The following is a 20,203-nucleotide window of genomic DNA, read 5'->3' as shown; positions in this document are numbered from 1 at the left end:
TACACCCTTGCACATGTGTGCAGGGGTGTATGTTGTCTTTGCGCTTTGGGTGTATGGATGCGCGTATTTATACACCTTTGCGCACGTTGCGCACTGGTCGCGCTGTGCTGTTGACAAGGCGCTGGCGGCGTGAGTGGAAAAGGCGAAGGCGCTACCGCTTTGCTGCCAGGCGCGCCAGCGGGAGGCATACCCTATAAGGACCAGCGCTTCGCGCTGTCGGTTTATTGCGCGGGAAACCCGCGCAGCTGCTGGGCTCAAGGCCAGGGGAGAAAGGACGCACCGTTGACGGCGTACAAGGTTGGCCGCTGCGCGGCGCTTTCTTTTGTTCTTTTGTTCTTTTGACTTCTTGCGCTTTTGTTCTTTTGCTCTTATTCTTGCGCCGTCAGACCACAAAACCCCAGGAGGGGCCACCGATGGCAAAGGTAATTTCAGTTTTAAACCAGAAGGGCGGCACGTCGAAAACGACCACGTCGACGAACTTGGCGAGCTGCCTGGCTTCGCTCGGCTACCGCGTGCTCCTGGTCGACCTCGACCACAAACAGGGCAGCGCGACCGACTGGGCGGCCAGCCGGGCCGGGGCCGAGGATGATCCGCGCGTGATCCCTACCGTCGCCATGGGCCGGCAGCTGGCGCGCGACCTGCCACGCGTCGCTGGCGGCTACGACTATGTGGTCGTCGACGGCGTGCCGCAGGTCGACGAACTGGCCGCCGTAGCGATCAAAGCCGCCGACCTGGTACTGATCCCCGTGCAGCCGAGCCAGTACGACATTTGGGCCTGCGCCGACCTGGTGCAGCTGGTGAAGGACCGCAAAGCAATCACCGACGGGCCGCCCGTGGCGGCGATGATGATCGCCTGCGCGGTTGTCGGCACCACCCTCGAGCGCACCGCGCGCGAAGCGCTCGAGGCCTTCGAGCTGCCCATCCTTACCGCACAGACCTGCATGCGCCAGGCGTACCGCCTCGAGGTCGGCAACGGCCTAAGCGTCATGGACCTGGCCGCCGACAACAAAGCCCGCCTCGAGATCGAGGCCCTGACCGCCGAACTGTTGGAGCTGCTGAAATGACCGAAGCCAACAAGCTAAGCACCAGCCGGCCAGCCCGGGGCGGCGTAGCGCCTGAGCGACCACACGTCGAGAAAGCGCGGGCGGCAATGGCCGGCGATGGCGAAGAAAAGAAGATCCCACTACTGGCCCCGGTGCGTTACCACAAGGGCCTGCAGGAGGTGAAAAACCTGACCAGCGACTCGACGCCGGTCAAGTACCTGCTACTCGAGGCAATCGACGACCTGTTCGAGAAGTATGCGCGGGGCGATGGGCGTTTCGAGGTCGAAGACACTGCAGAACTAAAGCGACGGCTGCAGGCGTTGAAGTAAGGAAGGAGCCCGGCCAGCGGCGGCAACCGATGGCCAGGCGAGGACACAATAAAACCGTGAGAGGTCTACACCATGTCCGAAGCGAACTATACCACGGCGGCCCAGCTGCCCCTCAACCGCGTGACCGATCCAGCCGTGCGCGCGCTGGTGCTGCAATTCGCAGCGCACCACGGCGGACGCACCGGGGCCGCCCTGGTGGCTGCAACCAGGAGGGCCGCCTAATGCCCGCCTTCAACCAAACCAAGGCCCTAGAGGCCGCAGCGCAGCGCCTGGCCGCACACGCCGGCCACGACTACAGCGCCGAACGCATGGTCGACCACTACCTCCGGCGCGCTCGCCGAGCAGATCCAGTGATCCGCGACCTGGTCGCCGAGGCCGACGCGATCGTGCGCCCGCTGCTCGACACAATCACCGACCTCGAGGCCGAAGGCGACCTGCTGCAGCACCGCCTGCGCCAGTGCCACACCGAGGGGCGCAATCTGGCCGACTATGTGCGCGCCCTGGCGAATCGCCTACCCTCCCACCTCGAGGCGCACTGGCCGAGCGGCGAGCTGCGCGCCTGGCTAATCGCCGAGGCCGCCAAGGCACCTTACCCACCCTACAGCGCAGCGCCGAAGGAGGCCCGCCCATGAGCATTCGCGACAACGTATCGAGCGCCATCGAGCCAGAGGACCGCCACCGCGTGCGCGCGATCGCGGCCTCCATCCTTGAACACCAGGGCTTCCAGGCTAGCGAGCTGCTCGACCTGGTGATCGACGACCGCGCCCACACCGGCTACAGCGTCGCCAAGGATCGAGCCGAGCGGGCCGTCGAGCTGGCGGCCGTGATCGTCAACTACCTGCGCGAGGATCTCGCGAACGATCCACGCCACGAGCTGCTGCAGGCGCTGCAGCGGGAGGCCGGGCAATGAGCCGCAACAGCGTGTCATCGATCGAGCTGCTGCTCGGCCTGTTCGGCAGCGCCCTGGCCGGGCTGTTCTGGCTGGGCGGTTACATCTGGCGCACCTACAACCAAACCTTCGACGACCTGGGCAATGAGACTCAACAAGGGAGCGACAACGAATGAGCAGATCCCCGAAACAGATCGCGGCAGGCCAGCGCCAGAGCCTGCAGGCGATGGCGCGCAAGATCAAAGCAATGGCCGCTGAGTGGGCCGACGTCGACGCCTTCAACGAGGGCGAGCTGGAAAGCCTGGGCGAGAAAATCGAGGAGTTAGCCGCGCCGCTTGGCGGCCTAGTAGCAGAATAGGGACCACGTAACCCACCCCACAAGCCCGCCACCATGGCGGGCTTTTTGTTACCCTGCTCCCGCCACATAGGGAGGGGCACAGGATGAAAAAGCTAGTGATCGGGGGCGCGGTAGCGCTTGGCCTGGCGGGCGCGCTGCTCGCCGACCTGCTCGGGAAAGAGACCAACGGCCTGGCCAATGCCCACCGGGCGGCCGGCTACGACCCCAGCTGCGAAACCCTGCAGGAAAACGGCGAGACCTGGGCGCTGTGCTCGATCGGACGCGGCGCGCCGGCCGTATGGCTGCAGCGCGGCGAGGCATGGGCCACCGCGAACGGCATCGCCCAGGGCGTGACCCAGCGCCTCGAGGCGCGCGGGCCGGGCCAGTACCAGGAACTGCCGAGACTGTACGTCGACCGGGTGACGCCCGTCGTCATGCCGAAGGCCGTGCTGGCGAAGTTGTAGCGGATCCAGAAACGACAAAAGCCCCCACCGCCGCGAGGCAGTGGGGGCTTTTTTTACATATCAGGGCGCGACGTTGATCGCGAACACGTCGACCGGATCAGGGCCGAAGTGTGGGTGCGTGATGGTCGCCAGGCGGTAGCCCTTCCAGGGCAGCACCAGACGGCGGATGGTATCGCCGCGCGGCGGGTAACCGCGCAGCAGCTCGATCCGGTCATACTCCCGGCCTTCCAGTCGCTTCCGCCAGTACGGCGTCACCGCGCGGAACTCCTCAGGCTTAGCGCCGGCCTTGATAGCATCGAAGTATTCGCCCTTTAGGGGAATGGTCAGGGTTCGCATGGGGCGGGCTCCTTTGATTAGCAGTCGTCGCACAGAAACAGCCGCTCGGCGCGGGTGCGCGGGTCGCCCGACGCCGGGCCGCAATTCATGCAGCAGACCTTCGACGACGGATCGAACGCGGCAAGGGCCGCCGGATCTGCGCGCGGCCACTCAATCGGGGCAGATGGCGGGGCGGGCTTAGCCTTGCGGGCCTTGACGCCCAGGAAGGCGCGCGGGTCAGCCATTGGCCACCACCTTCGGCAGCTTCGCCTGCCGCGTCTTGAGCTGGAACAGCTCGAACAGGCCGGGGTGCATGCGATAGTCGCCGGCTTCCCACTCCTGCCAGCGCCTGCAGGTCGAGCGCACGAGCTCGCCGGCCTGGGTCTGCGTCAGGCCCGAAGCCGTGCGCGCCGCGAGGATCTCCTCGGGCGTAGGGTTCGAGGAGGCGCTGCGCGCGCCTCGGTTCGGGTGGTTGGCCATCGTAATTCCTCGAGGAGGTGCCGCCCTCAGTGGGCGGCGGTGAAGAAGCGGGAAGGGAGATCCATCAGCGCGGGGTCGGTGCAATCCATCCAGGCCTCGAAGGCCGCAGCGTCGCGGGCCTCGAGGGCGTCCATCAGCACGCCGCGAACCACCGGAACCTCCTCGCCTTGCTTGGCGTTGGTCAGCTCGAAGGCCTCGACCAGGTTAGCCAGCGGCAGGGCGGCAACGGTGGCGCGCATCTTGTTCATCAGTTCGTTTTGCATGTTGATCACCAGCCCCTGACCGACCGAGGCGCGTCGTCTTTCGATGGTTCGCATTCTACGCGGTTTCCGCGTATCGTCAAGCGTAAAAAACCCGGCGCTTGGCCGGGCTCCTGGTCAGGCTACGAACTCCAGCTCCCACCCTTGCATCGGGCCGCTGGCGGCGAGGATGGCCAGCTCGATCTCCTCGTCGCTGACTTCGCCCATGGTGGCGGCCTCGACAGGCTCGCAGGTCTCGTCGTCGAAGGTGATCACAATGCGCTTCCAGGCTTGCGAGTAGATCGATTTCATCTTGTATTACTCCAGCCCCTGACTGACCGAGGCGCGTCGTCTTTCGATGGTTCGCATTCTACGCGGTTTCCGCGTATCGTCAAGCAATAAAAACCCCGGCACCTGGCCGGGGTCTTTAGGCGTCACACGCCGCGAAGGTTAGCGAACAGCGGCGTGGTCGGTTCCATGGTCAGCAGGGCGATCTCGCGGCCCTGGCGCAGCTGGCAGCTCAGGCCGTCGCCGCTGATGCTGGTCACCAGCCAGCCGTCGGCGGTCCATACGTCGCAGTACAGGAAGGACGAGAAAAAGCGGGTGGCGTGGTCTTCTGCGGTGATCTCGATCAGGCCAGCGGGTGGCATCTTGCGGCCCAGGTCTGCGGTTTTTTGCGTGAGAATTTGCATGGTGTTACTCCAGCCCCTGACTGACCGAGGCGCGTCGTTTCGATAGTTCGCATTCTACGCGGTTTCCGCGTATCGTCAAGCATAAAAAAAGCCCCCACAGCCGAAGCCATGGGGGTGGGTGTCACTCCTGTTTTCCGTCCGGATAACTCGCCTCGAGCGTGCTGCGGTAGCTCTGCTGGCGGCTACCGCTTTCGGTCACCTTATCGACCGACCAGGTGCCGCGCATGTGGCTCGGCCAGCTGTCGTCGAGCACCACCAGTCCCTCGGCACCGAACGCCGGATTGCCGGGGCAATCAATGCGCAGCTTTGCCGCCTCGCGCTGGGTCTTTGTGTGCTCGCCCTTGGCCACCGCGCGGGCCTCGTCTTCGTTCTGGTAGCGCTGGCGCACCTTCTTGAAGGGGGCGGCCCCCACCTCGACCTGCACCTCGGTGCCGGCGGATCCGTCCCACCAGACCGTGCGCGCGCCCTTGAAGCGCACGCGGCTATCGTTGTCGATGCTGGCCGCGATAAACGAGCGCTCGCCCGGCCGGTTGTCCGTAGTGACCGATATCGTCACCGGCGGCAGCGGCTGGCCGCTCAACGACTTGACCTGGCCGCGACGGGCCAGCACATACAGATCATTGACCGGCTTGGTCACCGCGTCGAAGCGCTTCGCGAGGCGCGTCAGAAAGCCCATGTCGGTTTCGTTGGCTTGGTCGACGTGGTCGATCTTGATCGCGTCCAGCTCCGGGGCCACGCGCGGCGAGAAGCCGTGCCGGGTGGCCAGCTGGCGAAACAGCGCGCCGAGCGTGGTCGGCCCATAGCTCGCCGAGCGGCGGGCCTTGAAGCCGGTCTCGTCGGCCACCTTGAACGGCGCGGCCGTGGCCACGATCAGCAGCTGCGCCGGGAACAGGTTCGGCGTGGTGCGCGTGACCACATACTCGCCCTTATCCACCAGGCCGGTCTCGGCATAGCCGACGCGGATGCCGATCTTGCCGTCGACACTTGGCAGGCCGTCCAGGCCCTCGATGTTGACTGTCAGTTTCAGCGTGTCCGACTCGATGCCCGCCGCGTCGACGCGCTCCCAGTCGATCAGGCGGCTATTGATCAACGCCGCGTTAGCGCCGTAGATCTCAACCGCCGGCGTGTATCCGATAGCCATATTGCCCCCTTAATCCCAAGCCGTGATCGGCGCGCTTTGTGGTGCCGCCTCGAGCAGCTCCGGCAGGAAAACCCACAGGCCAGCCGGCAGGGTTGCCCCATGCTCGGCCAGCCCCGGGTTGATCAGCCAGAAGGCCTCGTCGGCGGTGTCGTCACTGCGCCCCAGGTGGCGGAATAGCAGCACGTTGGCCGAGTCTCCGGCGATCGTTCTAACCCGTCGCATTGACGAACTCCCGCAGTTCTAGGGTCCATTCCAACCAGGTGGCGGTACCGTCATCGAGCACGCGCGTCTGCTGTTCGTTGACGGCATCGATCCGCCAGCGACCCCACACGCGGCCGACGCCGTCGACCAGGGTGTACGGCTTGCGCTGGTTGGCCATGCCGCGCAGGCGCTCGACCGCCTGCATGCCGGCCTCGTATTGAGCCTTGCCACTTAGGCGCAGCTCCTCGAGGCCCTGCCCGGTTTGATGGGATAGCGGCTTGCTGTAGATGATGTCGAGATCTACCCAGCCGCCGCTGGTTTTGCGCTCGAGGCGCTCATAGGGAAAGTCGGCGGCGAGCCCGAACACGAACTCGCCCAGGGCCATCTGCTGGCGCATCAGTCACTCCCATCAGTCAGAGAAGCCCCACGACGTACCGCCAGGGGGTTGGCCATCATCAGCGGCATAAAGCTGGCTTTCACCTTGCCCAGGACGTCATTCGCCAAGGCCTCGGCCGTCGCCTTGTCCGCGCCGCTGATTTGAAACACGGGCGCGAAGTGGATCTGCCGGTTGTCGGCCACGCTGTTGACCACATCCTTGGCCGTATCACCAGGCGCAGCCAGACGATCAGGCGCGCCCGCGAGTGGTGCGCCCGGGGCCGCGAGCACGGCCTTGTTGGTCGCCGGTGCCAGGAGCAGCGGCACCTTCGGCGCGACTGCAGCCGCCGCAATGGCCGCCGCTGGCTTCGCCTCCGGCCCTGCAGCCGCCTTGTCGCCGTCAAACAGCGAGCCGGCACCCTCGCCCACCCATTCGCCCAGGCTGCTGCCAGCCAGGCCGCCGAGCGCGCCGCCGATAATCCCGCCGATGGCCGTGCCCACAATCGGCACAACCGAGCCAATCATGGCCCCCGCCGCAGCGCCGGCCCACATGCCGCCCATACCGCCGGCGGTACTGCCTACCGAGCCGCCGATTTCCTTGCCGCTGGCCCCCTCGCTGACCAGGCTCGCCACTTCCATGGCCCCAATACCCAAGGCCAGCGCGCCCGCGCCCTTGCCGAGCATGCCCAGCTTGCCGCCGGCACCACGCCCAGCGCCGCCACGGGCGGCCACACCGCCCAGCGCGCCGGCACCAGTACCAAGCCCACCCCGGCCGGCGCGCCGACCTCTACCGCGACGCCCAGCGCCACCGATGCCGCCAGCAGCACCCAAGCGGGCCATGGTGCGATTAAGCCGCGCGACCGCAGCATCCGCCCCCATCGCCGTGCGGCCGGTGGTGGCATCCAGTTTGGCGCGGGCGAGCCCGGCCTTGTTGAACGCCTGGCCGACCAGCAGGCCGGCGAACTTGAGGCCCAGCGCGCCCACCTTGAGCGCCGCCAGGCCGCCAGCGGCCACCGCAATGGCGGCCGTTACATTCGGGAAGGTCTCGGCCGCCCAGCTCAGCCCGTCGACCACGGCCCCCAGGGGCACCAGGACGGCGTTCAGCGCGGGCAGCATGGCGTTGCCGACCAGGGTCGACAGGCGCGTCAGCTTGGCGGTAAAGCCGTTCCAGCCGGCGCGCGAGGTGTCGGCCACGCCGGCGGCCTCTTTCATCATCGAGCCGGCGGCGTCGGCCTTGTTGGCCACCATGCCGAACGCGCGATCGACCTCGCCGAGGTTCTGCAGCAGCGGCATGATCGCGCCGATCGACTCGGAGCCGAACAGCTGAGTGGCCAGCGCGCTTTGCTCCTCCTCCGGTGCAGCTTTCAGCGCCTCGAGCACCGACATAATGGTTTTCGGGGCGTCCTGCTGCATGCCCAGGGCGAGCTCCTCGGGATCGAAGCCCAGCTCCTCCCAGGTCTCGCGCTGCCCCTTCGTTGCCGCCTTGCCCTTCGTCAGCGCGGCGGTGAAGTTCTTAAACCCGGTGCCCGCGATTTCCTTTTCTGTGCCCGGGTTGAGGAACGCCGCCGATAGCGCTGCGGTCTGCTCGGGCGAAAGACCCGAAGCCTGACCGACCGCGCCGTAACGCTTGACCACCGACGCGATATCGGCGGGCGTGGCGTTGAAGCTGTTGCCCAGGTGGTTGGTCGCGTCGGCCAGATCCAGCGTGCCGGCGCGGTCGAGATTCATCGAGGCCTGCCAACCGGCCATGGTCTCGCCGCTGCTCTTGGCGTCCATATCGAACGCCGCGCCCATGATCGCAGCGTCGCGGGTGAACTCGACGATCGCGGCCTGCTTGCCGGCGCTGTCCTTGGCGTCGTTACCGATACCCGACTGCCCAGCCGCGTACTGGATCTGCGCCAGATCCACCGCCGTGATGCCGGCGGCACTGATCAGCCGGTCGCTGGCCATCTTGAGGTTCGCCGAGGCCATCGCCTCGCGCTGCCCCTCCTCGAACTGCACCACCTTGGCCACGTCGGCCATCGCGGTCTCGAGTTCCATCGCCTGGTTGACCGGGCGGCTGGCCAGGTAGCCGATCGCCGCCGTCTCGACCATCTGCCCGCGCAGATCCGCGCGAGCACCGCGATTGCCGTCCACCTTGCCCTGCGCCGTGCGTACCGCGTCCAAGCGCGCACGCTGCGCCTGCAGCGCGGCGTTGGCCTGCTCGGTTGCCGCCTCGAGGCGCTTCTGCTCGCTGGCCAGCTTGCCGGTATCCACACCGGCACCCGTCAGCGCAGCCTGCAGGCGGGTCAGTTCGTTACGCTCGGCCCGCTGCGCGCCTTCCAGGGTGCGCACGCTGGCCGTGTTGCGATCCTGCGCCGTGTCGAGCTTTTTCACCTCGGCCGTGGCGCTGTTCAGCTCCTGGCCGAGGCGCTTCTGCTCGATGCGAGCGGCGCGGATCTGCGCGTTGGTCGCATCGGTCGAGCCTTCCAGGGCCTTGGTCGCCGCAGTGGCCTGGCCGTACTCCTGGCCCAGCCGTTCGACCTTGGCAGCGGCCTGCTCGTGCTCGCGCCCTAAGCGGCTCTGCTCGACCCGCGCGGCCTGCAGGGCGGTGGTGGTTTTTTCCACCTTCTCGCCCAACTTGGCGAAGCCGTCGGCATCGCGCGCCGTGCGGTTCAGCTTGTCCAGCTCGGCGCGCTGCTGCTTGACGCCTTCCTGCAGCTCGTCGGCCTGCTTGCTAAAGTCGCCGAAGGTTTTCGAGAAGGCGTCCACGGCGGCCAGCCGTAGCGAGTATTTCGATTCGGCCATGCCCTACCCCTTATTCACGCCCAGGCGCGCCATTGCCAGCTCGTAACGGCGCAAACCCTTGCCGGCGTCCCACTCCAGAATTTCCGACTCGCTTACGTGGTAAACGAGCGGCACGACGTCGAGGATTACTTCGATGTCGCGCTCTGAAAGAAGGCCGCCGGTTTGTTCAAAAAATCACTCAGGCGCACCTGCAGCTGGGTCCAGTCCGGAATGCTCAGCCGGGTGATTTCCTGCGGGGCGATGCCCGTGCAATGGGCGCTGATAAAGTCGGTCCGGTCGTGGTCGGTTTTCATCTTGACCATCACCTTGGTGGCTTTCATGGTCGGCACCTCGAGCGCCAAGCGCTCGACCAGACGGCCCATGACCTTGATCGGCACCAGAAGCGGCGCATCGTCCAGGTTTTCCGGCTTCTTGCCGCTGAAAAAGCTCGCCGGCATGTTGACGTACTCGCTCAGGCGCTTGGACAGGGTCACGTAGTCGGGGCGCTTGAGCTCCTCGATCACCTCGAGCGGGTGGCCGGTGGCGAGCACTGCCAGCTGCTCGAAGCGGGCGTCTTCATCATCGCCAGCACGGGCCAGGGCGGCGCGGTGTTCGTCCACGTTGAAGGCGCGCAGCTCGAGCACGGTCAGGGTCTCGCCGGCTTCGGTGGTCACCGGCCATTGCAGGGTCAGCGGCTCGGGTTTCCAGGTCATGCGGGAATTCCTTACAGGCACAAAAAAGCCGCCCTAGTGGGCGGCCTTTTTCGGTTCAGCGGATGGGTTAGGCGACCATGCCGGCGAGGCGGCGGGCACCTTTGAGAATGTCGACGCCGTTGATCACCACCTTCTGCGTCCGGGTGTTGATATCGATCATCGGCACGCCCATTTCGAGGCGGGTGTAGGTTTTAAGCGCGATCTCCAGCACGGTGACCGGCTTATCCTTCATCTTGAGGGTCTTCTCCTCGAGCTTCTTCAACTTGCCGCCGTTGATGTGGATGGTCGACCATTCGTTGCCGTCCTGGTCCTCGCCCGCTTCCTGCACCGTCAACAGGATGTTATCGCCGCCGGTGACGCCCAGGGCGGTCATGATCGGCAGGCCAACGCCCTGCAGGGTGATCTTCGCCGTCAGCGCTTTAAGCCCCTTGGCCATTTCTTCGGGGATGAAACGGCCGCCGGTCATTTCTTCCATCTCGAACTCGATCAGCGGCGGATCGTAGTCGTCGATGGTGGCCATCAGCGGCAGGCCCTGCAGGGTCGCCGCAATCGCTTGCCTTACGCGGTTAGTGAACATTAGAGGACGTCTCCCAGGAATTCTTCGATGATTTCATCGTTGGCGTTGAGCTGGTAAATCATGTGTTCGTTCGGCGCGTAGCGGCCGTAGTCGATCACCAGATACCAGGTGCCGTTCTTGTACTTCTCGACGCTGTTCAGCTCCGGGTGCAGGTAGATTTTCGCGCCCGGGATGGTGCCGTCGGCCACGAGGGTCTGCATCCAGTCGTCAATCCGCTTGACCTCCTGCTCCATAAACTCCTTGGTCAGGTTTTTGGCCATGACCTTCTGCGCCGCCTTGCCGAGCTTGCGACCCAGGGCGTCCTCGAGGCCCACGTAGCTGATGAACTTGCCGGTGATCGAGCGGTTGCCGATCAGCGAGAAGCCGCCCAGATCCGTGCGCGCGTAGTAGCTCACCCCGTAGCGGTTGAGCAGGTCGCCCTCGCTCGACTTGTCGAGAATGTTGTACTCGACGGTCCGCGAAACGTCGGCCGCGTAGGTCACCTGGTTGCCCGGGCTTTCCCACTGCTTGACCGACGCCAGCGCCGCGATCGCCAGGCTCGACGGTGGCAGGAACACGTTCGCTTTTGCGGCTTTGGAGTAGACCGCCGGCATCTGGTGCACCACGTAGCAGCGGTCATAACCCAGTTCAGCGCCGCCGATGGCCTGGCTGTTCGTCACCTGGCCGGAGACCGGCACGTCCTTGCCATCGAGCACCACGCGCGCGCGCAGGCGCTTGCCGACGCTGGCCAGCTCGCTATGCACCGCCTGTTCGCTCGAGAAACCCGGGGCACCGATGATGGTCGGCGCTTCGGGGCAAACGCCCAGCGCCTGCAGGCCGAGTTTCTGGCCCGATTCCAGGTCAATGCCGCCGATGACGTTGTTCAGGGTGTCGGCGTCGGTCAGGCCTTCCTCGACCACCACGACGTAGATCGGCACCTTAACCACCTTGAGGATCTGGTGGACGGTCTGGTAAAGCGTGCCGGCCTCGAGGCCGGTCGGGTCCAGCATCGCGGCCAGGGTAAAGCTGTTGATGCGAAACGGGGAGTCCAGCGGCACGCCCAGGGCCTTGTTCGGCGCAGTGCCGACCAGGCCGATGACGTTGTCACCAATCCCGCCCATCGCCTCCGGCGGCTCGCTCGCTTCGATCGATGCACCGTTGTGCTCGAAGTTCGTTACTTCTGCCATGGTTATTCCTTAGCGGTGGCTTTCTTGGGGGTGGCCTCGGCAACCGGCGCGGCAGGAGCCTCGGCGGTGACCTCAGAGGTCAACTTGATGCGCCCAGCGCGGCGCAGGGCCATGGCCTCGACGTCCAGCAGCTCGAGCGTGTCGCCCTTCTTGGCCCAGTGGCCGCCGCCTTTCGGGAAAGCGACCAGGACGGTGTAGTTTTTACGGTTGGACATACGGGTTCTCCAGGCACAAAAAAAGCCGCTCGCGCGACTTCCGGGGATTGAGGGGCGGGCTAGATAGCCTTCGCCGGGTTGATCTTGAAGGTCATGCCCTTGCCGGGCTCGGCGGTGTCCTGGTGCGCTGGCTTGACCTTGTAACCAAGGCGCACCACAAAGGCCCTGGCTGCGCCGTAGGGCAGCGCCAGATAAAAGCCATACCAACGGGAGACCCCGCCCCGGCGGCGCGCGCTGACGAACTGCCAGCCGCCTTGCCCGGGCTTATCCTCGACGGCGTAGTCGCCGAGGTAGCGGATCTCGCACTCGCTCACCGGGCAATTGAAGCCAGGCACCAGGCGCAGGTTGTTGACCGGGTTGCGCAGCGCAGCCCACCACCAGCGCGCGAGCCACGAATCGGCGTCCAGCCAATCGACAGAAACACCCAAGCGGCGCAGCAGCGGCAGCAGGCCGAACAGCACCAGGTCGTCGCAGTTGTCCGCCCACCACAGGCGCTTGTCGCCATCGAGGCCGTCGAAGTCGTTGCCGAACAGCCAAGCCCAGCGCGGCAGGTTCCAGATCGGCCGGCCATCGCTCAGCGAGAAGCCCGGCACGGCGAACAGGATCGCCAACGCCACCACCGGCAGACCGACGACGATCAGCGCCACGCGCACCACCAGGAGCACCGCCCATTGCACCAGGGCGAGCAGGATATCGAGGCACCACAGGGCACCCCGCGTGATTTTTTCGAGCATTGCGGATCCTCAGAAACGCGAAAGCCCCCAGGGCGGGGGCTTTCTGCAGGTGTAAAAAAACCGCTTTCGCGGCGGGGGCTTTCGCTCTTTCGCTACGCCTCGGCAGGCAGCGGGTAGCGGGCTTTGATTTCGGCGACCTTATCGCGCCAGGCCTGCTCGGCCTCTGGCGTTTGGTCATACTGCCACTCTAGATAAAGCGGGTCCGACTCGACCGCGTATGCCTGCCGGCGAGACGCCTGCGCATCGGCCAAAGCCCTCGCCGCGACAGCGGCGGTCACGATATCGAGCGGCACACCCATTTCGAGAAGCGAGGCCGCATTCGCCCCGTAATACTCAACTCCAGCATGCTCAACTTTAATCACTTAACACCTCAAGAATTTGTAATTACGTCAATATTGGACTTGACCGTCGCAGCTGGATAGAACTCGATCCCAGCGGCTTTAGATACGGACGCAACGCGCAGCGTCGCCATGCCATTAGTTCGGAGCTTTATCACCGTACCGGCACTTCCCGTAATATCTGTTGTATTAATATTAAGGTAAGACATAGATCGGTCGGCTACAACAAACACCGCTTTAGGATCGGCCCCCATATCTATCTCGGCCCGAACATTAGAACCGCCTATCTCACCATAATCCAGCGAGACCGTACTCGAGTGAGCCAAAATAAGCCCGTTAGTCAGCGGCTCAGTTACAGCCGATGTAATGCCGTCCCGATATGGATGTTTTAATTTAACGCCATTCAATCTCAGACTGCAGGCCATTAGAGACAGGACATCTACCGCCCCACCTTCTTTAGTCTCAAAAGAGATAACCGGCTTTGTATCATTACCCCACGGACGGATGGTAATGAATTGATTGGTCACATACTGGTTGCCGCTTAACCGGTACTCCTGACCACATTTAAGAATGATGGAAATACTGCAACCACTAATTCCTCTTTTTAATGCGGCATTAATTGTTTTGAGGGGGGAGCCACTACTGCCCGAGTTAGTATCGTCGCCGGTCTGACCGTCCACGTAGACGGCTACTGATAGCAGGCTTTTCAACGTATTCGGGACGGCACCCTCGAGGGCCACAACTTTTGCATCTACCTGAGCGATCTTGCCATTTACGGCGGCCGTCAAGCTGTTCGACGCCGCCACCAGCGCCGCGATTTGAGTTTCAAGGCTCACTGTTCAAACTCCTATATTGCGTTGATCTGCGCGGCACCGTTATTGAAGGCGGTCGCCAAGCGGTTAAAACCATCGGCGACTTCGGCCTCGAGGCTCGAAACGCTGGCGGCGGATGCGTAGTAGGCCGGGGCGTTGCCGCCCAGCAGGGACGAGTCGGCCGCCTTGCCCGTTTTAAGCAGGAACTTGCCGTCGGCTTGGATGATTGTGTAGGTGGTCGCCTTGTCGGCCTTGGCGTTCAGCGCCGCCAGCATGGTGGCGGCGAAGTTCGGATCGTTGCCGAGCGCGGCGGCGAATTCGTTCAGCTGGTTGAGCGCTTCCGGCGCGGCCCCGATCACCTGGGCGAATCTCGCCTCCATCTGTGCAGGCGTCACCGTGGCGGTTTTGTCGGCCTTATCCAGCAGCCCGGGCACCGTCACCATTAGCGTGACATTGCCGGAGCCGTCGAAACCGACCTCGCCGGTTGCCTCGCCGCTCAGGGTCAGCATGCGCGCGACCTTGAGCCTCGAGGCGGTGGCGGCGTTCGCGCCCAGGGTGCGCAGCGGGTCGTCGAGATCCGTGCGCGTGTAAACCTCGGTTTTGTTGGCCTTGTTGCGCAGCTTGCCGTCGATCACGCCCATCAGGGTGTTGACCGAGGCGAGCAGCGTCTCGAGCTGGGTTAGCAGGCTCATCTAGCCCCCTTGTGCGGAGATAGCCCCCGCGTGGTAAACGAAAGACCCATTCAGCTCCTCGAGCAGCGCGCCCAGGGCGGCGCTTGCATCGTTAGCCAGGGCAAGGGCCGCGCTTGCGTCAGCTTCGGCCTGCAGGGTGCGCTGCAGGACGTTCTCGGCCAGGGCACCCACCGGCCCCTGCACGCCCACGCTGACCACGGTCAACCGGGGCGCGAGCTGCTGGCGAACCTCGACCACCTGGCCGCCCTGGCGCACGGTGACAATCCGCTCGACGCCGTGGGTCACCACCACGCGCGTCTGCCCGGCATTCATGCCAGCCCCGGCGAAAGCGCCACGGTGCCGCGCAGCAGGCTGTAAACGTCGCCGCTGGGGTATTCGATGCGCAGCTCATAGCGCGCGCCCTGCCATTGCTTGCTGTGCTGGCCCGCCGTCTTGCTCGGCGCGAGGGCGACGACCACCTCACCAGTGGCACCGCCCAGGGTGATGCCGTCGGCCTGGGTCGTGCATTCGGCCAGCACCTGGCTGCTACTGGCCGGGCAAATCACAAAGCGCGCCGCGCAGCCAGTGATATCGATCGGCGCGCCGGCGGCGTCCGACCAGGTCAGCTCAAAGCCGAAGGTGGTGCCCTCGACGATCTGGAACGTCGGCCCGTTCATGCTCAGCCCTCGAGTTCCATCACGCGGAACAACAGGCCGACGTGGCGCGCCATGTTGTCGATGTTGGCGGTGGCCACCGTGGCCAGCTCCTCAGTCATCAGGATGTTCAGGTTCTCGCTGCCCACGATCACCGTCACGCTATTGGTCGGCAGCGCGCTGATATCCAGGGTGAACTTTTGCAGCAGCTTGGCCGTGGCGGCCTTGTAGCTCAGCAGCTGGCCCGCGACCGAGTAGATCGCCAGCAGCGTGCCGGACTCGAGGAAGAAGCCGAACTCGCCGACCTCATACTCCAGAGCACCGCCGAACAGGCCGGCGATACGGATCTGCTGCGAACCGAGATCCTCGTAGTCGGCGATCGCGACCCGTTGGCGCTCAGTCTTGAGCGCCGTTTCGGTGCCGAGCGGGTTATAGCGGGACGTGCCGGCGGCGATGTGTGTAATCGCGCCTTTCAGGCCCTGATTCTTTGCCTGCACCAGTTCGGCCAAGCCGGCATTGGTGAAGCGCACCAGGCGGGTGGTGTCGGTCATGTTTGCGCCTCGAGGTCGTAGTCGTTGAAGGTGTATTGATCGATCGCGCCGGTCGCGCCCAGGTTGCCGCCTATTTCCAGCTCAGGCAGCGAGCCGCTCAGGTCGAGATCGCCAACCGCCAGCGGGGTGCCTGCAGCGCTTGCGCCGCCCAACTTGCCGCCTATATCGAGCTCAGGCAGCGCCCCGGACAGATCCAGGTCGTCGATGGCCACCGGCGTGCCGGCCGCACTGGCGAGCCGCAGGCCGCCGGTGGTTTCGTGGACCAGGGTTAGATCCAGCTGGTCGCGTTCGCTTTGTGCGGCAGCGAGCCGGGCCAGCAAGCGCACATGGTCGCCAGCAATCCAGGGCCGCGACATCGAGGCCTCGACGGCGAAGCTGTACGGCACGCCGGCCGGGGTCATTTCGTGCCAGCTGGTGACCTTGACGCCCAGTTCCATGGATTCGACGGCATAGGTCAGCGCGCGGCGCGTGCCGGCTTGCCGCTTGATCGCCCAGGCCAGCGCAGTGGTCAGCCGCAGCTCACCCTCGCGCGCCGCCGGATCCCACTCGGTCACGCCACGATCGGCGGCCAGGTACGGCAGGAACGCCGCCGGGGTGGTCAGCGGATCCATCAGCTCGGGAAACGGCGGCTCGATGCGCTCGAGCAGCTTCGCGAAGGCCAGATCCAGGCCGGTCTCGAGCAGCGAACGGTTGGCCGGTAGCAGGGTTACGCGCGGGGCGTCGGTGTCGTCGCTCATAGCGTGCGCACCTCGATCTCGACGCCCTCACAGTAGGGGGCCTGGTGGGCGGCGCACTCGATCGGGGCGAGCGGCTCGAGCAGCTGCAGACGCTCAGCGCCGGCGGCGTGCAAGACGTAGTCAATCCGGCTCGGGTCGACATAGCCCTCGAGCAGGTGCCGGGCGCTGGCGTAGGCCTGCAGGGCCGCCTCGGCCTGGCCCTGCGTCAGCTGCGAATCCGGGCCGTTGTTGATGTAAACCACGGCGCGGATCCGGTAGCGCAGGATCTCGGCGGCGCGCACGGTGACCAGGTCGGTCTCCGGCCGCACGTCGTCGCGGGCGAAGTGCGCGCGCGTGGCAGCGAGCAGCGCCGCGCTCGGCGTGCCGTCGCCAGCACGGGCCAACACGGTGACGGTGACCTCGCCCGGGGCCGTTCTGCGCCCGTTGGCGTCTTTCACCTGGGCGGCGAAGCCGTCAGGGTCGAATGTGTAGGTGACCACCAGCTGGCCGACGTCATTCCGCTCGATGGTGATTTTTGCCCGCTCGCCCAGGGTCATGGCTTCGCGGCGGTACTGCAGGCGCGAGCCAGCAGCCGGGGCATGCGGCGCGAGGTAGTAGCGGATCCGCGCGTCATCGTCGGACTCGACCACGGCCGGCACCGGCGGGAAAGCGCTCGGGTCGCCTTCGCTGATAACGCGGCGCATTAGGCCCATATCGGCCAGTCGCGCGTCCAGGTTCGAGCCTTCGGCCCACCAGGCCAGGTGCTGCTTGATACGGGCGTTATATTTGCGTTCGTGCGTCTGCAGACGCACGGTGAAGGCCTGCAGGGCCATCGTCAGCAGCTCGCTGTCGTTGTCCAGGGACTCGGCCAGGCGCGCGGCCTTCTGCGGGTCGCGCGCCGCGACGTAGGCCAGCACCTCGGCTTTGAACTCAGCCAGCAGCGGCTCGAAGGCCTCGACCTTGACGATCTCCGGCTCGGCAAGCTGGTTGAGCCCGGGAATCAGCATCGTGCTCGTGCTCACGTAACCACCTCGAACGTCATTTTTCGGTTATGCCAGGTGCCGGCCATGCGCAACCGCAAGCCGGCACCCTCACGGGTGGCCACGATGGCCTCCGGCACGAAGTCGCCGATGCCGTTGGCGGGGTTGTAGAAGGCGTCGGCCGCATCGCCCTGGGCGAGAATCAGCAGGTTGTCGCCGGTGATCTTGGCAAAGCGGGTTGGCAGGCGACTGCCGTACTCGGGGCGCTTCTGCCTGGTGCCCAGGGGCGTGGTCAGGGCGCGGGTCGCGCGCTGCACAAAGGCGGGCCAGTCGTCGACTGTCGCGCCGGTATCGCGGTCTATTCCGATCATGCTGGCTCCCCGCCGATGCTCGGCCCGCCCGAATTCTTGTGCTTGTGGTCCTTGCCGATGTTCTTGCCGTCGTGGTCAACAGCGCCGCCGATGTGCGAGAAGCCGGCGGCGGTGACCTTGAAGCCGACGCCGCCGAGCATGACCTCGACCCCGGCGCGATCGGCTTTCACCGACAGCGGGCCGTTCTTCCAGTTGAAGGCGTGGGCGGCGTGCTCATAGCTGCTTTCGGTGCCGTCCGGATAGGTGCGGCGGTGCAGCTCGGCGCTATCGGATACGCCCGGGAAGCTGGCCGACTCGATGCCGCACAGCGCCACGCTCTGCGCGCTACCGTCGCCGGCACCGTAGTTGATCAGCAGGCACTGCTCGCCCACCGATGGGTGGCGGGTCTCGTTGACCTCGCCGGCGGCCGGGCTGAAATACTTGATCCAGGGCGTGCGCAGCTCGCCGTGGCTGACCTGGCAGCGGCGGCCGCCGGGGTTGACCGCCACCACGGTGCCGATGCGGTTGTGGTTCTCGCCACGCCGGCGCAGATCCTCGATCTCGGTCTCGAGCTCGGCCAGGCGCTCGACGATGGGGCCGAGCTGCATGCGCAGAATGGCGTCGAACATGGTCAGACCTCGAGCGTTTGATAGTTCGCCGGGTCGTCGAGGTCGCCAATGCTCGCGACCTGCCAGCTATAGCCGACCTGCGGGGCGGTGTTGAGGATGATCTCCGGCTCGACGTCGCCGATCGCGAGGCCTTGCTGCCAGGTCGCCGACCAGGCGTCGTAACCATCGGCACCGCGCTGGAACATCGACGGGCCGCTATGCAGGCCCTCGGGCAGGTTGCATTGCCGGCCAGAGAAGCCCCAGCGGTTGCAATCGGCGAGGCGCTCCAGGGCGGTGGCCAGGTTCGTGGCCTCGAGGGCCGAAAACTTACGCCAGCGCGCGACGACCGCGTGCAGGGTCACCGTGACGTTATGCACGTAGCGGCCATCGTTCTGCTTGATGCCGGGCGCGGTGCGCTCGAGCTCGATCAGCACCTGGGCGTCGCCTGTCAGGCCGGCGAAGTCGTCATAATTGGCGACGTCAACGCCCAGGCCAGCGGCGTGGATGGCGTCACCGATCGCGAAGAACAGATCGGAGAGCTGGTTAAGCGGCCGTGAGGGCATGGCGGGCTTCCTGCTCAAACAACTCAAAGAAACGGACCTGGGCGCGCTTCTCCCAGCGCTCCAGAGCGCCGATGGCGGGGCCTTCCCAGTCCTCGGTCACCTTCTCGATCGGCAGGCGCTCGCGGCCCTTGCGCCGGAACACCAGGCGCTGCGTCGATCGCATCGGTGATATGAAAGCGTCGTCGTATTGGCGGTGACCGACCGCGACGCCGGTCGGGGTCTGCTTGGGCGTGCCCAGGTAATGCACGCCAATCGGCTGCAGACCGACCCAAAGCTTCACCTCGCGGGAGGTGGATCGGCTATGGATCTGGTAACGGTGGCGCAGTGGGCTCTGCGTGATGCGCAGCTCGCGGGAGATCTCCCGCGTGCTGTGCGTGCGCAGCCACAGCGCCGTTTTGCGCAAGGCGCGGGCAGCGGCAAGGTCTAGCTTTTTCGGCATATCGGCGAGGGATCGTTCCACGTCGCCCCAGCCGTTCACGTCGAAGTTCAGCTCGAAGCCTGCCACTTTCCACGCTCCCCAGCGGGTGCTGCTCGGTTGCCATACGGGACCAGGGTCAACAGCGTGCGCAGCCGGCCCAATGGCTCAGCCGCGGCGATGGAGTACTCCGCGTCGTCGGTCACCACCTTGGTGGCTTTCCAGTTCAGCGGCACCTCGTCGCGCGGCAGCTGCAGGCTGGCCTGGTTAGGCTTCACCCGCACGTTTGCCGCGTTCGGATCCACACCGGAGCGGTACAACCGCCCCGACTTTTGCGGCTCGCCCCACATGCCGTTGACCGCGCGCGCTTCGCGCCCCGGCTCGATCAGCTGCACCGTGCAGCCGAACTCCTCGGGGTCGAAAAACGAATCGAAGTCATCGTCGCCGATCACTTCTTAGCGGCCGCTGCTTTGGCTTTTTCGAGAGCGGCGACTTCGACTTTCAGCGCGTCGCGCTTTTCCTCGAGGGCCGTGCGCTCGAGGGCCAGCGCCTTGATCTCCTCGATCAGAGCGGCGCGGTCGTCTTCGAGGTGGCTGTCATCCTCGCCGGCACCCTGCTCGCCTCGATAGGCCTCGATTTCCGCATCGGTGGCGTCGCGGGCCAGCTTGGAGCCGATCCATTCGTTGCGCACAGGGCGCTCGACCTCGAGCGTCTCGCCCTTGTTAATAAACTGCGGGCCTGCCCACATGCTGCCCAGCGCCACCACCACGAAGGAGGTCGGGCGGTTGTTGGTGTTATTCATGCGATTACCTGCTCAATCAGCGAAAGCGAAACGGGGGCCGGAGCCCCCTACCTGCCCGCTTTCAGGTT

General features: G+C 65.4%; 37 protein-coding genes. 8 read left to right on the top strand and 29 right to left on the bottom strand.

Going from position 1 to position 20,203, the window contains the following annotated elements; genetic code table 11:
* Positions 1–413 precede the first annotated feature (413 nt).
* From parA to BMW49_RS23370, 8 genes are all read left to right on the top strand, one after another.
* The gene (parA, locus tag BMW49_RS23395) at positions 414–1,064 is read left to right on the top strand and encodes a ParA family partition ATPase (RefSeq protein ID WP_069521979.1); all 651 of its coding nucleotides are present in this window, start codon (positions 414–416) and stop codon (positions 1,062–1,064) included.
* On the top strand, positions 1,061–1,372 hold the full coding sequence (locus BMW49_RS23390) for a hypothetical protein (RefSeq protein ID WP_069521977.1): 312 nt from the start codon (positions 1,061–1,063) through the stop codon (positions 1,370–1,372). The genes parA and BMW49_RS23390 overlap by 4 nt, the downstream gene beginning before the upstream one ends.
* A 72-nt stretch (positions 1,373–1,444) precedes the next feature.
* Complete coding sequence (locus BMW49_RS24875; RefSeq protein WP_167362834.1) at positions 1,445–1,594, top strand: hypothetical protein; 150 nt, start codon at positions 1,445–1,447, stop codon at positions 1,592–1,594.
* Entirely contained in the window at positions 1,594–2,004 is a 411-nt protein-coding gene (locus tag BMW49_RS23385; RefSeq protein WP_069521975.1) for a hypothetical protein, read from the top strand. Before BMW49_RS24875 ends, BMW49_RS23385 begins: the two co-directional genes overlap by 1 nt.
* Positions 2,001–2,282, top strand: coding sequence for a hypothetical protein (locus tag BMW49_RS23380; protein WP_069521973.1), 282 nt, complete (start codon positions 2,001–2,003; stop codon positions 2,280–2,282). The genes BMW49_RS23385 and BMW49_RS23380 overlap by 4 nt, the downstream gene beginning before the upstream one ends.
* On the top strand, positions 2,279–2,437 hold the full coding sequence (locus tag BMW49_RS24870) for a hypothetical protein (RefSeq protein ID WP_167362833.1): 159 nt from the start codon (positions 2,279–2,281) through the stop codon (positions 2,435–2,437). The genes BMW49_RS23380 and BMW49_RS24870 overlap by 4 nt, the downstream gene beginning before the upstream one ends.
* Positions 2,434–2,619: a hypothetical protein gene (locus BMW49_RS23375; RefSeq protein WP_069521971.1), complete on the top strand. Its 186-nt coding sequence runs from the start codon at positions 2,434–2,436 to the stop codon at positions 2,617–2,619. The genes BMW49_RS24870 and BMW49_RS23375 overlap by 4 nt, the downstream gene beginning before the upstream one ends.
* Before the next feature lie 83 nt (positions 2,620–2,702).
* On the top strand, positions 2,703–3,062 hold the full coding sequence (locus tag BMW49_RS23370) for a hypothetical protein (RefSeq protein ID WP_069521969.1): 360 nt from the start codon (positions 2,703–2,705) through the stop codon (positions 3,060–3,062).
* A 60-nt stretch (positions 3,063–3,122) separates the two neighbouring features.
* Here BMW49_RS23370 and BMW49_RS23365 read toward each other — a convergent pair whose 3' ends face one another.
* From BMW49_RS23365 to BMW49_RS23230, 29 genes are all read right to left on the bottom strand, one after another.
* Positions 3,123–3,398: an RNA-binding protein gene (locus BMW49_RS23365; protein WP_069521967.1), complete on the bottom strand. Its 276-nt coding sequence runs from the start codon at positions 3,396–3,398 to the stop codon at positions 3,123–3,125.
* A 17-nt stretch (positions 3,399–3,415) separates the two neighbouring features.
* Complete coding sequence (locus BMW49_RS23360; protein ID WP_069521966.1) at positions 3,416–3,622, bottom strand: hypothetical protein; 207 nt, start codon at positions 3,620–3,622, stop codon at positions 3,416–3,418.
* Positions 3,615–3,857, bottom strand: coding sequence for a hypothetical protein (locus BMW49_RS23355; RefSeq protein ID WP_069521964.1), 243 nt, complete (start codon positions 3,855–3,857; stop codon positions 3,615–3,617). The genes BMW49_RS23360 and BMW49_RS23355 overlap by 8 nt, the downstream gene beginning before the upstream one ends.
* 26 nt (positions 3,858–3,883) lie before the next feature.
* On the bottom strand, positions 3,884–4,174 hold the full coding sequence (locus BMW49_RS23350) for a hypothetical protein (RefSeq protein ID WP_069521962.1): 291 nt from the start codon (positions 4,172–4,174) through the stop codon (positions 3,884–3,886).
* Between the two features lie 60 nt (positions 4,175–4,234).
* Positions 4,235–4,408 carry a hypothetical protein gene (locus tag BMW49_RS24865; protein ID WP_167362832.1) on the bottom strand — a complete coding sequence of 58 codons (174 nt, stop codon included), beginning with the start codon at positions 4,406–4,408 and terminating at the stop codon, positions 4,235–4,237.
* Positions 4,409–4,530: 122 nt separating this feature from the next.
* Complete coding sequence (locus BMW49_RS23345) at positions 4,531–4,788, bottom strand: hypothetical protein (protein ID WP_069521960.1); 258 nt, start codon at positions 4,786–4,788, stop codon at positions 4,531–4,533.
* A gap of 121 nt (positions 4,789–4,909) precedes the next feature.
* Positions 4,910–5,929, bottom strand: a complete 1,020-nt coding sequence (locus BMW49_RS23340) for a contractile injection system protein, VgrG/Pvc8 family (RefSeq protein ID WP_069521959.1) — start codon at positions 5,927–5,929, stop codon at positions 4,910–4,912.
* Between the two features lie 9 nt (positions 5,930–5,938).
* Entirely contained in the window at positions 5,939–6,151 is a 213-nt protein-coding gene (locus tag BMW49_RS23335) for a tail protein X (RefSeq protein ID WP_069521957.1), read from the bottom strand.
* The gene (locus tag BMW49_RS23330) at positions 6,138–6,527 is read right to left on the bottom strand and encodes a phage tail protein (RefSeq protein ID WP_069521955.1); all 390 of its coding nucleotides are present in this window, start codon (positions 6,525–6,527) and stop codon (positions 6,138–6,140) included. Before BMW49_RS23330 ends, BMW49_RS23335 begins: the two co-directional genes overlap by 14 nt.
* Positions 6,527–9,292, bottom strand: a complete 2,766-nt coding sequence (locus BMW49_RS23325) for a phage tail tape measure protein (RefSeq protein ID WP_069521953.1) — start codon at positions 9,290–9,292, stop codon at positions 6,527–6,529. The genes BMW49_RS23330 and BMW49_RS23325 overlap by 1 nt, the downstream gene beginning before the upstream one ends.
* A gap of 125 nt (positions 9,293–9,417) precedes the next feature.
* Positions 9,418–9,984 carry a phage tail assembly protein gene (locus tag BMW49_RS23320; RefSeq protein WP_069521951.1) on the bottom strand — a complete coding sequence of 189 codons (567 nt, stop codon included), beginning with the start codon at positions 9,982–9,984 and terminating at the stop codon, positions 9,418–9,420.
* A 67-nt stretch (positions 9,985–10,051) separates the two neighbouring features.
* Positions 10,052–10,561, bottom strand: a complete 510-nt coding sequence (locus tag BMW49_RS23315; RefSeq protein ID WP_069521948.1) for a phage major tail tube protein — start codon at positions 10,559–10,561, stop codon at positions 10,052–10,054.
* Complete coding sequence (locus tag BMW49_RS23310) at positions 10,561–11,727, bottom strand: phage tail sheath protein (protein WP_069521946.1); 1,167 nt, start codon at positions 11,725–11,727, stop codon at positions 10,561–10,563. The genes BMW49_RS23315 and BMW49_RS23310 overlap by 1 nt, the downstream gene beginning before the upstream one ends.
* Positions 11,728–11,729: 2 nt before the next feature.
* Entirely contained in the window at positions 11,730–11,942 is a 213-nt protein-coding gene (locus BMW49_RS23305; protein WP_069521945.1) for a hypothetical protein, read from the bottom strand.
* Between the two features lie 59 nt (positions 11,943–12,001).
* The gene (locus BMW49_RS23300; RefSeq protein WP_069521943.1) at positions 12,002–12,676 is read right to left on the bottom strand and encodes a DUF7338 family protein; all 675 of its coding nucleotides are present in this window, start codon (positions 12,674–12,676) and stop codon (positions 12,002–12,004) included.
* 92 nt (positions 12,677–12,768) lie between these two features.
* A complete protein-coding gene (locus tag BMW49_RS23295; RefSeq protein ID WP_069521941.1) occupies positions 12,769–13,038 on the bottom strand; it encodes a hypothetical protein in 270 nt (89 codons plus the stop codon).
* An 8-nt stretch (positions 13,039–13,046) separates the two neighbouring features.
* Positions 13,047–13,850, bottom strand: coding sequence for a hypothetical protein (locus BMW49_RS23290; RefSeq protein ID WP_069521939.1), 804 nt, complete (start codon positions 13,848–13,850; stop codon positions 13,047–13,049).
* Between the two features lie 11 nt (positions 13,851–13,861).
* Positions 13,862–14,518 (bottom strand): hypothetical protein, encoded by a 657-nt coding sequence (locus tag BMW49_RS23285; protein ID WP_069521937.1) that lies wholly within the window; start codon positions 14,516–14,518, stop codon positions 13,862–13,864.
* The gene (locus BMW49_RS23280) at positions 14,519–14,830 is read right to left on the bottom strand and encodes a hypothetical protein (RefSeq protein ID WP_069521935.1); all 312 of its coding nucleotides are present in this window, start codon (positions 14,828–14,830) and stop codon (positions 14,519–14,521) included.
* Positions 14,827–15,174 (bottom strand): hypothetical protein, encoded by a 348-nt coding sequence (locus BMW49_RS23275; protein WP_069521933.1) that lies wholly within the window; start codon positions 15,172–15,174, stop codon positions 14,827–14,829. The genes BMW49_RS23280 and BMW49_RS23275 overlap by 4 nt, the downstream gene beginning before the upstream one ends.
* 2 nt (positions 15,175–15,176) lie before the next feature.
* Positions 15,177–15,701 (bottom strand): phage tail protein, encoded by a 525-nt coding sequence (locus BMW49_RS23270; RefSeq protein WP_069521931.1) that lies wholly within the window; start codon positions 15,699–15,701, stop codon positions 15,177–15,179.
* On the bottom strand, positions 15,698–16,438 hold the full coding sequence (locus BMW49_RS23265) for a phage tail protein I (protein ID WP_069521929.1): 741 nt from the start codon (positions 16,436–16,438) through the stop codon (positions 15,698–15,700). The genes BMW49_RS23270 and BMW49_RS23265 overlap by 4 nt, the downstream gene beginning before the upstream one ends.
* A complete protein-coding gene (locus BMW49_RS23260) occupies positions 16,435–17,424 on the bottom strand; it encodes a baseplate J/gp47 family protein (RefSeq protein ID WP_069521927.1) in 990 nt (329 codons plus the stop codon). Before BMW49_RS23260 ends, BMW49_RS23265 begins: the two co-directional genes overlap by 4 nt.
* 11 nt (positions 17,425–17,435) lie before the next feature.
* Positions 17,436–17,768 carry a GPW/gp25 family protein gene (locus tag BMW49_RS23255; protein ID WP_069521925.1) on the bottom strand — a complete coding sequence of 111 codons (333 nt, stop codon included), beginning with the start codon at positions 17,766–17,768 and terminating at the stop codon, positions 17,436–17,438.
* Positions 17,765–18,376, bottom strand: coding sequence for a phage baseplate assembly protein V (locus tag BMW49_RS23250; protein WP_069521923.1), 612 nt, complete (start codon positions 18,374–18,376; stop codon positions 17,765–17,767). The genes BMW49_RS23255 and BMW49_RS23250 overlap by 4 nt, the downstream gene beginning before the upstream one ends.
* Positions 18,377–18,378: 2 nt before the next feature.
* The gene (locus BMW49_RS23245; protein WP_069521920.1) at positions 18,379–18,918 is read right to left on the bottom strand and encodes a hypothetical protein; all 540 of its coding nucleotides are present in this window, start codon (positions 18,916–18,918) and stop codon (positions 18,379–18,381) included.
* On the bottom strand, positions 18,899–19,423 hold the full coding sequence (locus tag BMW49_RS23240; RefSeq protein WP_208600987.1) for a hypothetical protein: 525 nt from the start codon (positions 19,421–19,423) through the stop codon (positions 18,899–18,901). The genes BMW49_RS23245 and BMW49_RS23240 overlap by 20 nt, the downstream gene beginning before the upstream one ends.
* Positions 19,405–19,785 carry a hypothetical protein gene (locus BMW49_RS23235; protein ID WP_069521919.1) on the bottom strand — a complete coding sequence of 127 codons (381 nt, stop codon included), beginning with the start codon at positions 19,783–19,785 and terminating at the stop codon, positions 19,405–19,407. Before BMW49_RS23235 ends, BMW49_RS23240 begins: the two co-directional genes overlap by 19 nt.
* Complete coding sequence (locus tag BMW49_RS23230) at positions 19,782–20,135, bottom strand: hypothetical protein (RefSeq protein WP_069521917.1); 354 nt, start codon at positions 20,133–20,135, stop codon at positions 19,782–19,784. The genes BMW49_RS23235 and BMW49_RS23230 overlap by 4 nt, the downstream gene beginning before the upstream one ends.
* Positions 20,136–20,203 lie beyond the last annotated feature (68 nt).

It is taken from the genome of Pseudomonas cuatrocienegasensis, from assembly GCF_900110925.1.
Lineage (GTDB): Bacteria > Pseudomonadota > Gammaproteobacteria > Pseudomonadales > Pseudomonadaceae > Aquipseudomonas > Aquipseudomonas cuatrocienegasensis.
Note: the sequence above shows the minus strand (reverse complement) of the source record. Positions and strands in the feature narration are given on the sequence as shown.

Coding starts and splice junctions, on each gene's coding strand:
- parA (WP_069521979.1), top strand. CDS start 414: ATGGCAAAGGTAATTTCAGTTTTAAACCAGAAGGGCGGCACGTCGAAA.
- BMW49_RS23390 (WP_069521977.1), top strand. CDS start 1,061: ATGACCGAAGCCAACAAGCTAAGCACCAGCCGGCCAGCCCGGGGCGGC.
- BMW49_RS24875 (WP_167362834.1), top strand. CDS start 1,445: ATGTCCGAAGCGAACTATACCACGGCGGCCCAGCTGCCCCTCAACCGC.
- BMW49_RS23385 (WP_069521975.1), top strand. CDS start 1,594: ATGCCCGCCTTCAACCAAACCAAGGCCCTAGAGGCCGCAGCGCAGCGC.
- BMW49_RS23380 (WP_069521973.1), top strand. CDS start 2,001: ATGAGCATTCGCGACAACGTATCGAGCGCCATCGAGCCAGAGGACCGC.
- BMW49_RS24870 (WP_167362833.1), top strand. CDS start 2,279: ATGAGCCGCAACAGCGTGTCATCGATCGAGCTGCTGCTCGGCCTGTTC.
- BMW49_RS23375 (WP_069521971.1), top strand. CDS start 2,434: ATGAGCAGATCCCCGAAACAGATCGCGGCAGGCCAGCGCCAGAGCCTG.
- BMW49_RS23370 (WP_069521969.1), top strand. CDS start 2,703: ATGAAAAAGCTAGTGATCGGGGGCGCGGTAGCGCTTGGCCTGGCGGGC.
- BMW49_RS23365 (WP_069521967.1), bottom strand. CDS start 3,398: ATGCGAACCCTGACCATTCCCCTAAAGGGCGAATACTTCGATGCTATC.
- BMW49_RS23360 (WP_069521966.1), bottom strand. CDS start 3,622: ATGGCTGACCCGCGCGCCTTCCTGGGCGTCAAGGCCCGCAAGGCTAAG.
- BMW49_RS23355 (WP_069521964.1), bottom strand. CDS start 3,857: ATGGCCAACCACCCGAACCGAGGCGCGCGCAGCGCCTCCTCGAACCCT.
- BMW49_RS23350 (WP_069521962.1), bottom strand. CDS start 4,174: ATGCGAACCATCGAAAGACGACGCGCCTCGGTCGGTCAGGGGCTGGTG.
- BMW49_RS24865 (WP_167362832.1), bottom strand. CDS start 4,408: ATGAAATCGATCTACTCGCAAGCCTGGAAGCGCATTGTGATCACCTTC.
- BMW49_RS23345 (WP_069521960.1), bottom strand. CDS start 4,788: ATGCAAATTCTCACGCAAAAAACCGCAGACCTGGGCCGCAAGATGCCA.
- BMW49_RS23340 (WP_069521959.1), bottom strand. CDS start 5,929: ATGGCTATCGGATACACGCCGGCGGTTGAGATCTACGGCGCTAACGCG.
- BMW49_RS23335 (WP_069521957.1), bottom strand. CDS start 6,151: ATGCGACGGGTTAGAACGATCGCCGGAGACTCGGCCAACGTGCTGCTA.
- BMW49_RS23330 (WP_069521955.1), bottom strand. CDS start 6,527: ATGCGCCAGCAGATGGCCCTGGGCGAGTTCGTGTTCGGGCTCGCCGCC.
- BMW49_RS23325 (WP_069521953.1), bottom strand. CDS start 9,292: ATGGCCGAATCGAAATACTCGCTACGGCTGGCCGCCGTGGACGCCTTC.
- BMW49_RS23320 (WP_069521951.1), bottom strand. CDS start 9,984: ATGACCTGGAAACCCGAGCCGCTGACCCTGCAATGGCCGGTGACCACC.
- BMW49_RS23315 (WP_069521948.1), bottom strand. CDS start 10,561: ATGTTCACTAACCGCGTAAGGCAAGCGATTGCGGCGACCCTGCAGGGC.
- BMW49_RS23310 (WP_069521946.1), bottom strand. CDS start 11,727: ATGGCAGAAGTAACGAACTTCGAGCACAACGGTGCATCGATCGAAGCG.
- BMW49_RS23305 (WP_069521945.1), bottom strand. CDS start 11,942: ATGTCCAACCGTAAAAACTACACCGTCCTGGTCGCTTTCCCGAAAGGC.
- BMW49_RS23300 (WP_069521943.1), bottom strand. CDS start 12,676: ATGCTCGAAAAAATCACGCGGGGTGCCCTGTGGTGCCTCGATATCCTG.
- BMW49_RS23285 (WP_069521937.1), bottom strand. CDS start 14,518: ATGAGCCTGCTAACCCAGCTCGAGACGCTGCTCGCCTCGGTCAACACC.
- BMW49_RS23280 (WP_069521935.1), bottom strand. CDS start 14,830: ATGAATGCCGGGCAGACGCGCGTGGTGGTGACCCACGGCGTCGAGCGG.
- BMW49_RS23275 (WP_069521933.1), bottom strand. CDS start 15,174: ATGAACGGGCCGACGTTCCAGATCGTCGAGGGCACCACCTTCGGCTTT.
- BMW49_RS23270 (WP_069521931.1), bottom strand. CDS start 15,701: ATGACCGACACCACCCGCCTGGTGCGCTTCACCAATGCCGGCTTGGCC.
- BMW49_RS23265 (WP_069521929.1), bottom strand. CDS start 16,438: ATGAGCGACGACACCGACGCCCCGCGCGTAACCCTGCTACCGGCCAAC.
- BMW49_RS23260 (WP_069521927.1), bottom strand. CDS start 17,424: ATGCTGATTCCCGGGCTCAACCAGCTTGCCGAGCCGGAGATCGTCAAG.
- BMW49_RS23255 (WP_069521925.1), bottom strand. CDS start 17,768: ATGATCGGAATAGACCGCGATACCGGCGCGACAGTCGACGACTGGCCC.
- BMW49_RS23250 (WP_069521923.1), bottom strand. CDS start 18,376: ATGTTCGACGCCATTCTGCGCATGCAGCTCGGCCCCATCGTCGAGCGC.
- BMW49_RS23245 (WP_069521920.1), bottom strand. CDS start 18,918: ATGCCCTCACGGCCGCTTAACCAGCTCTCCGATCTGTTCTTCGCGATC.
- BMW49_RS23230 (WP_069521917.1), bottom strand. CDS start 20,135: ATGAATAACACCAACAACCGCCCGACCTCCTTCGTGGTGGTGGCGCTG.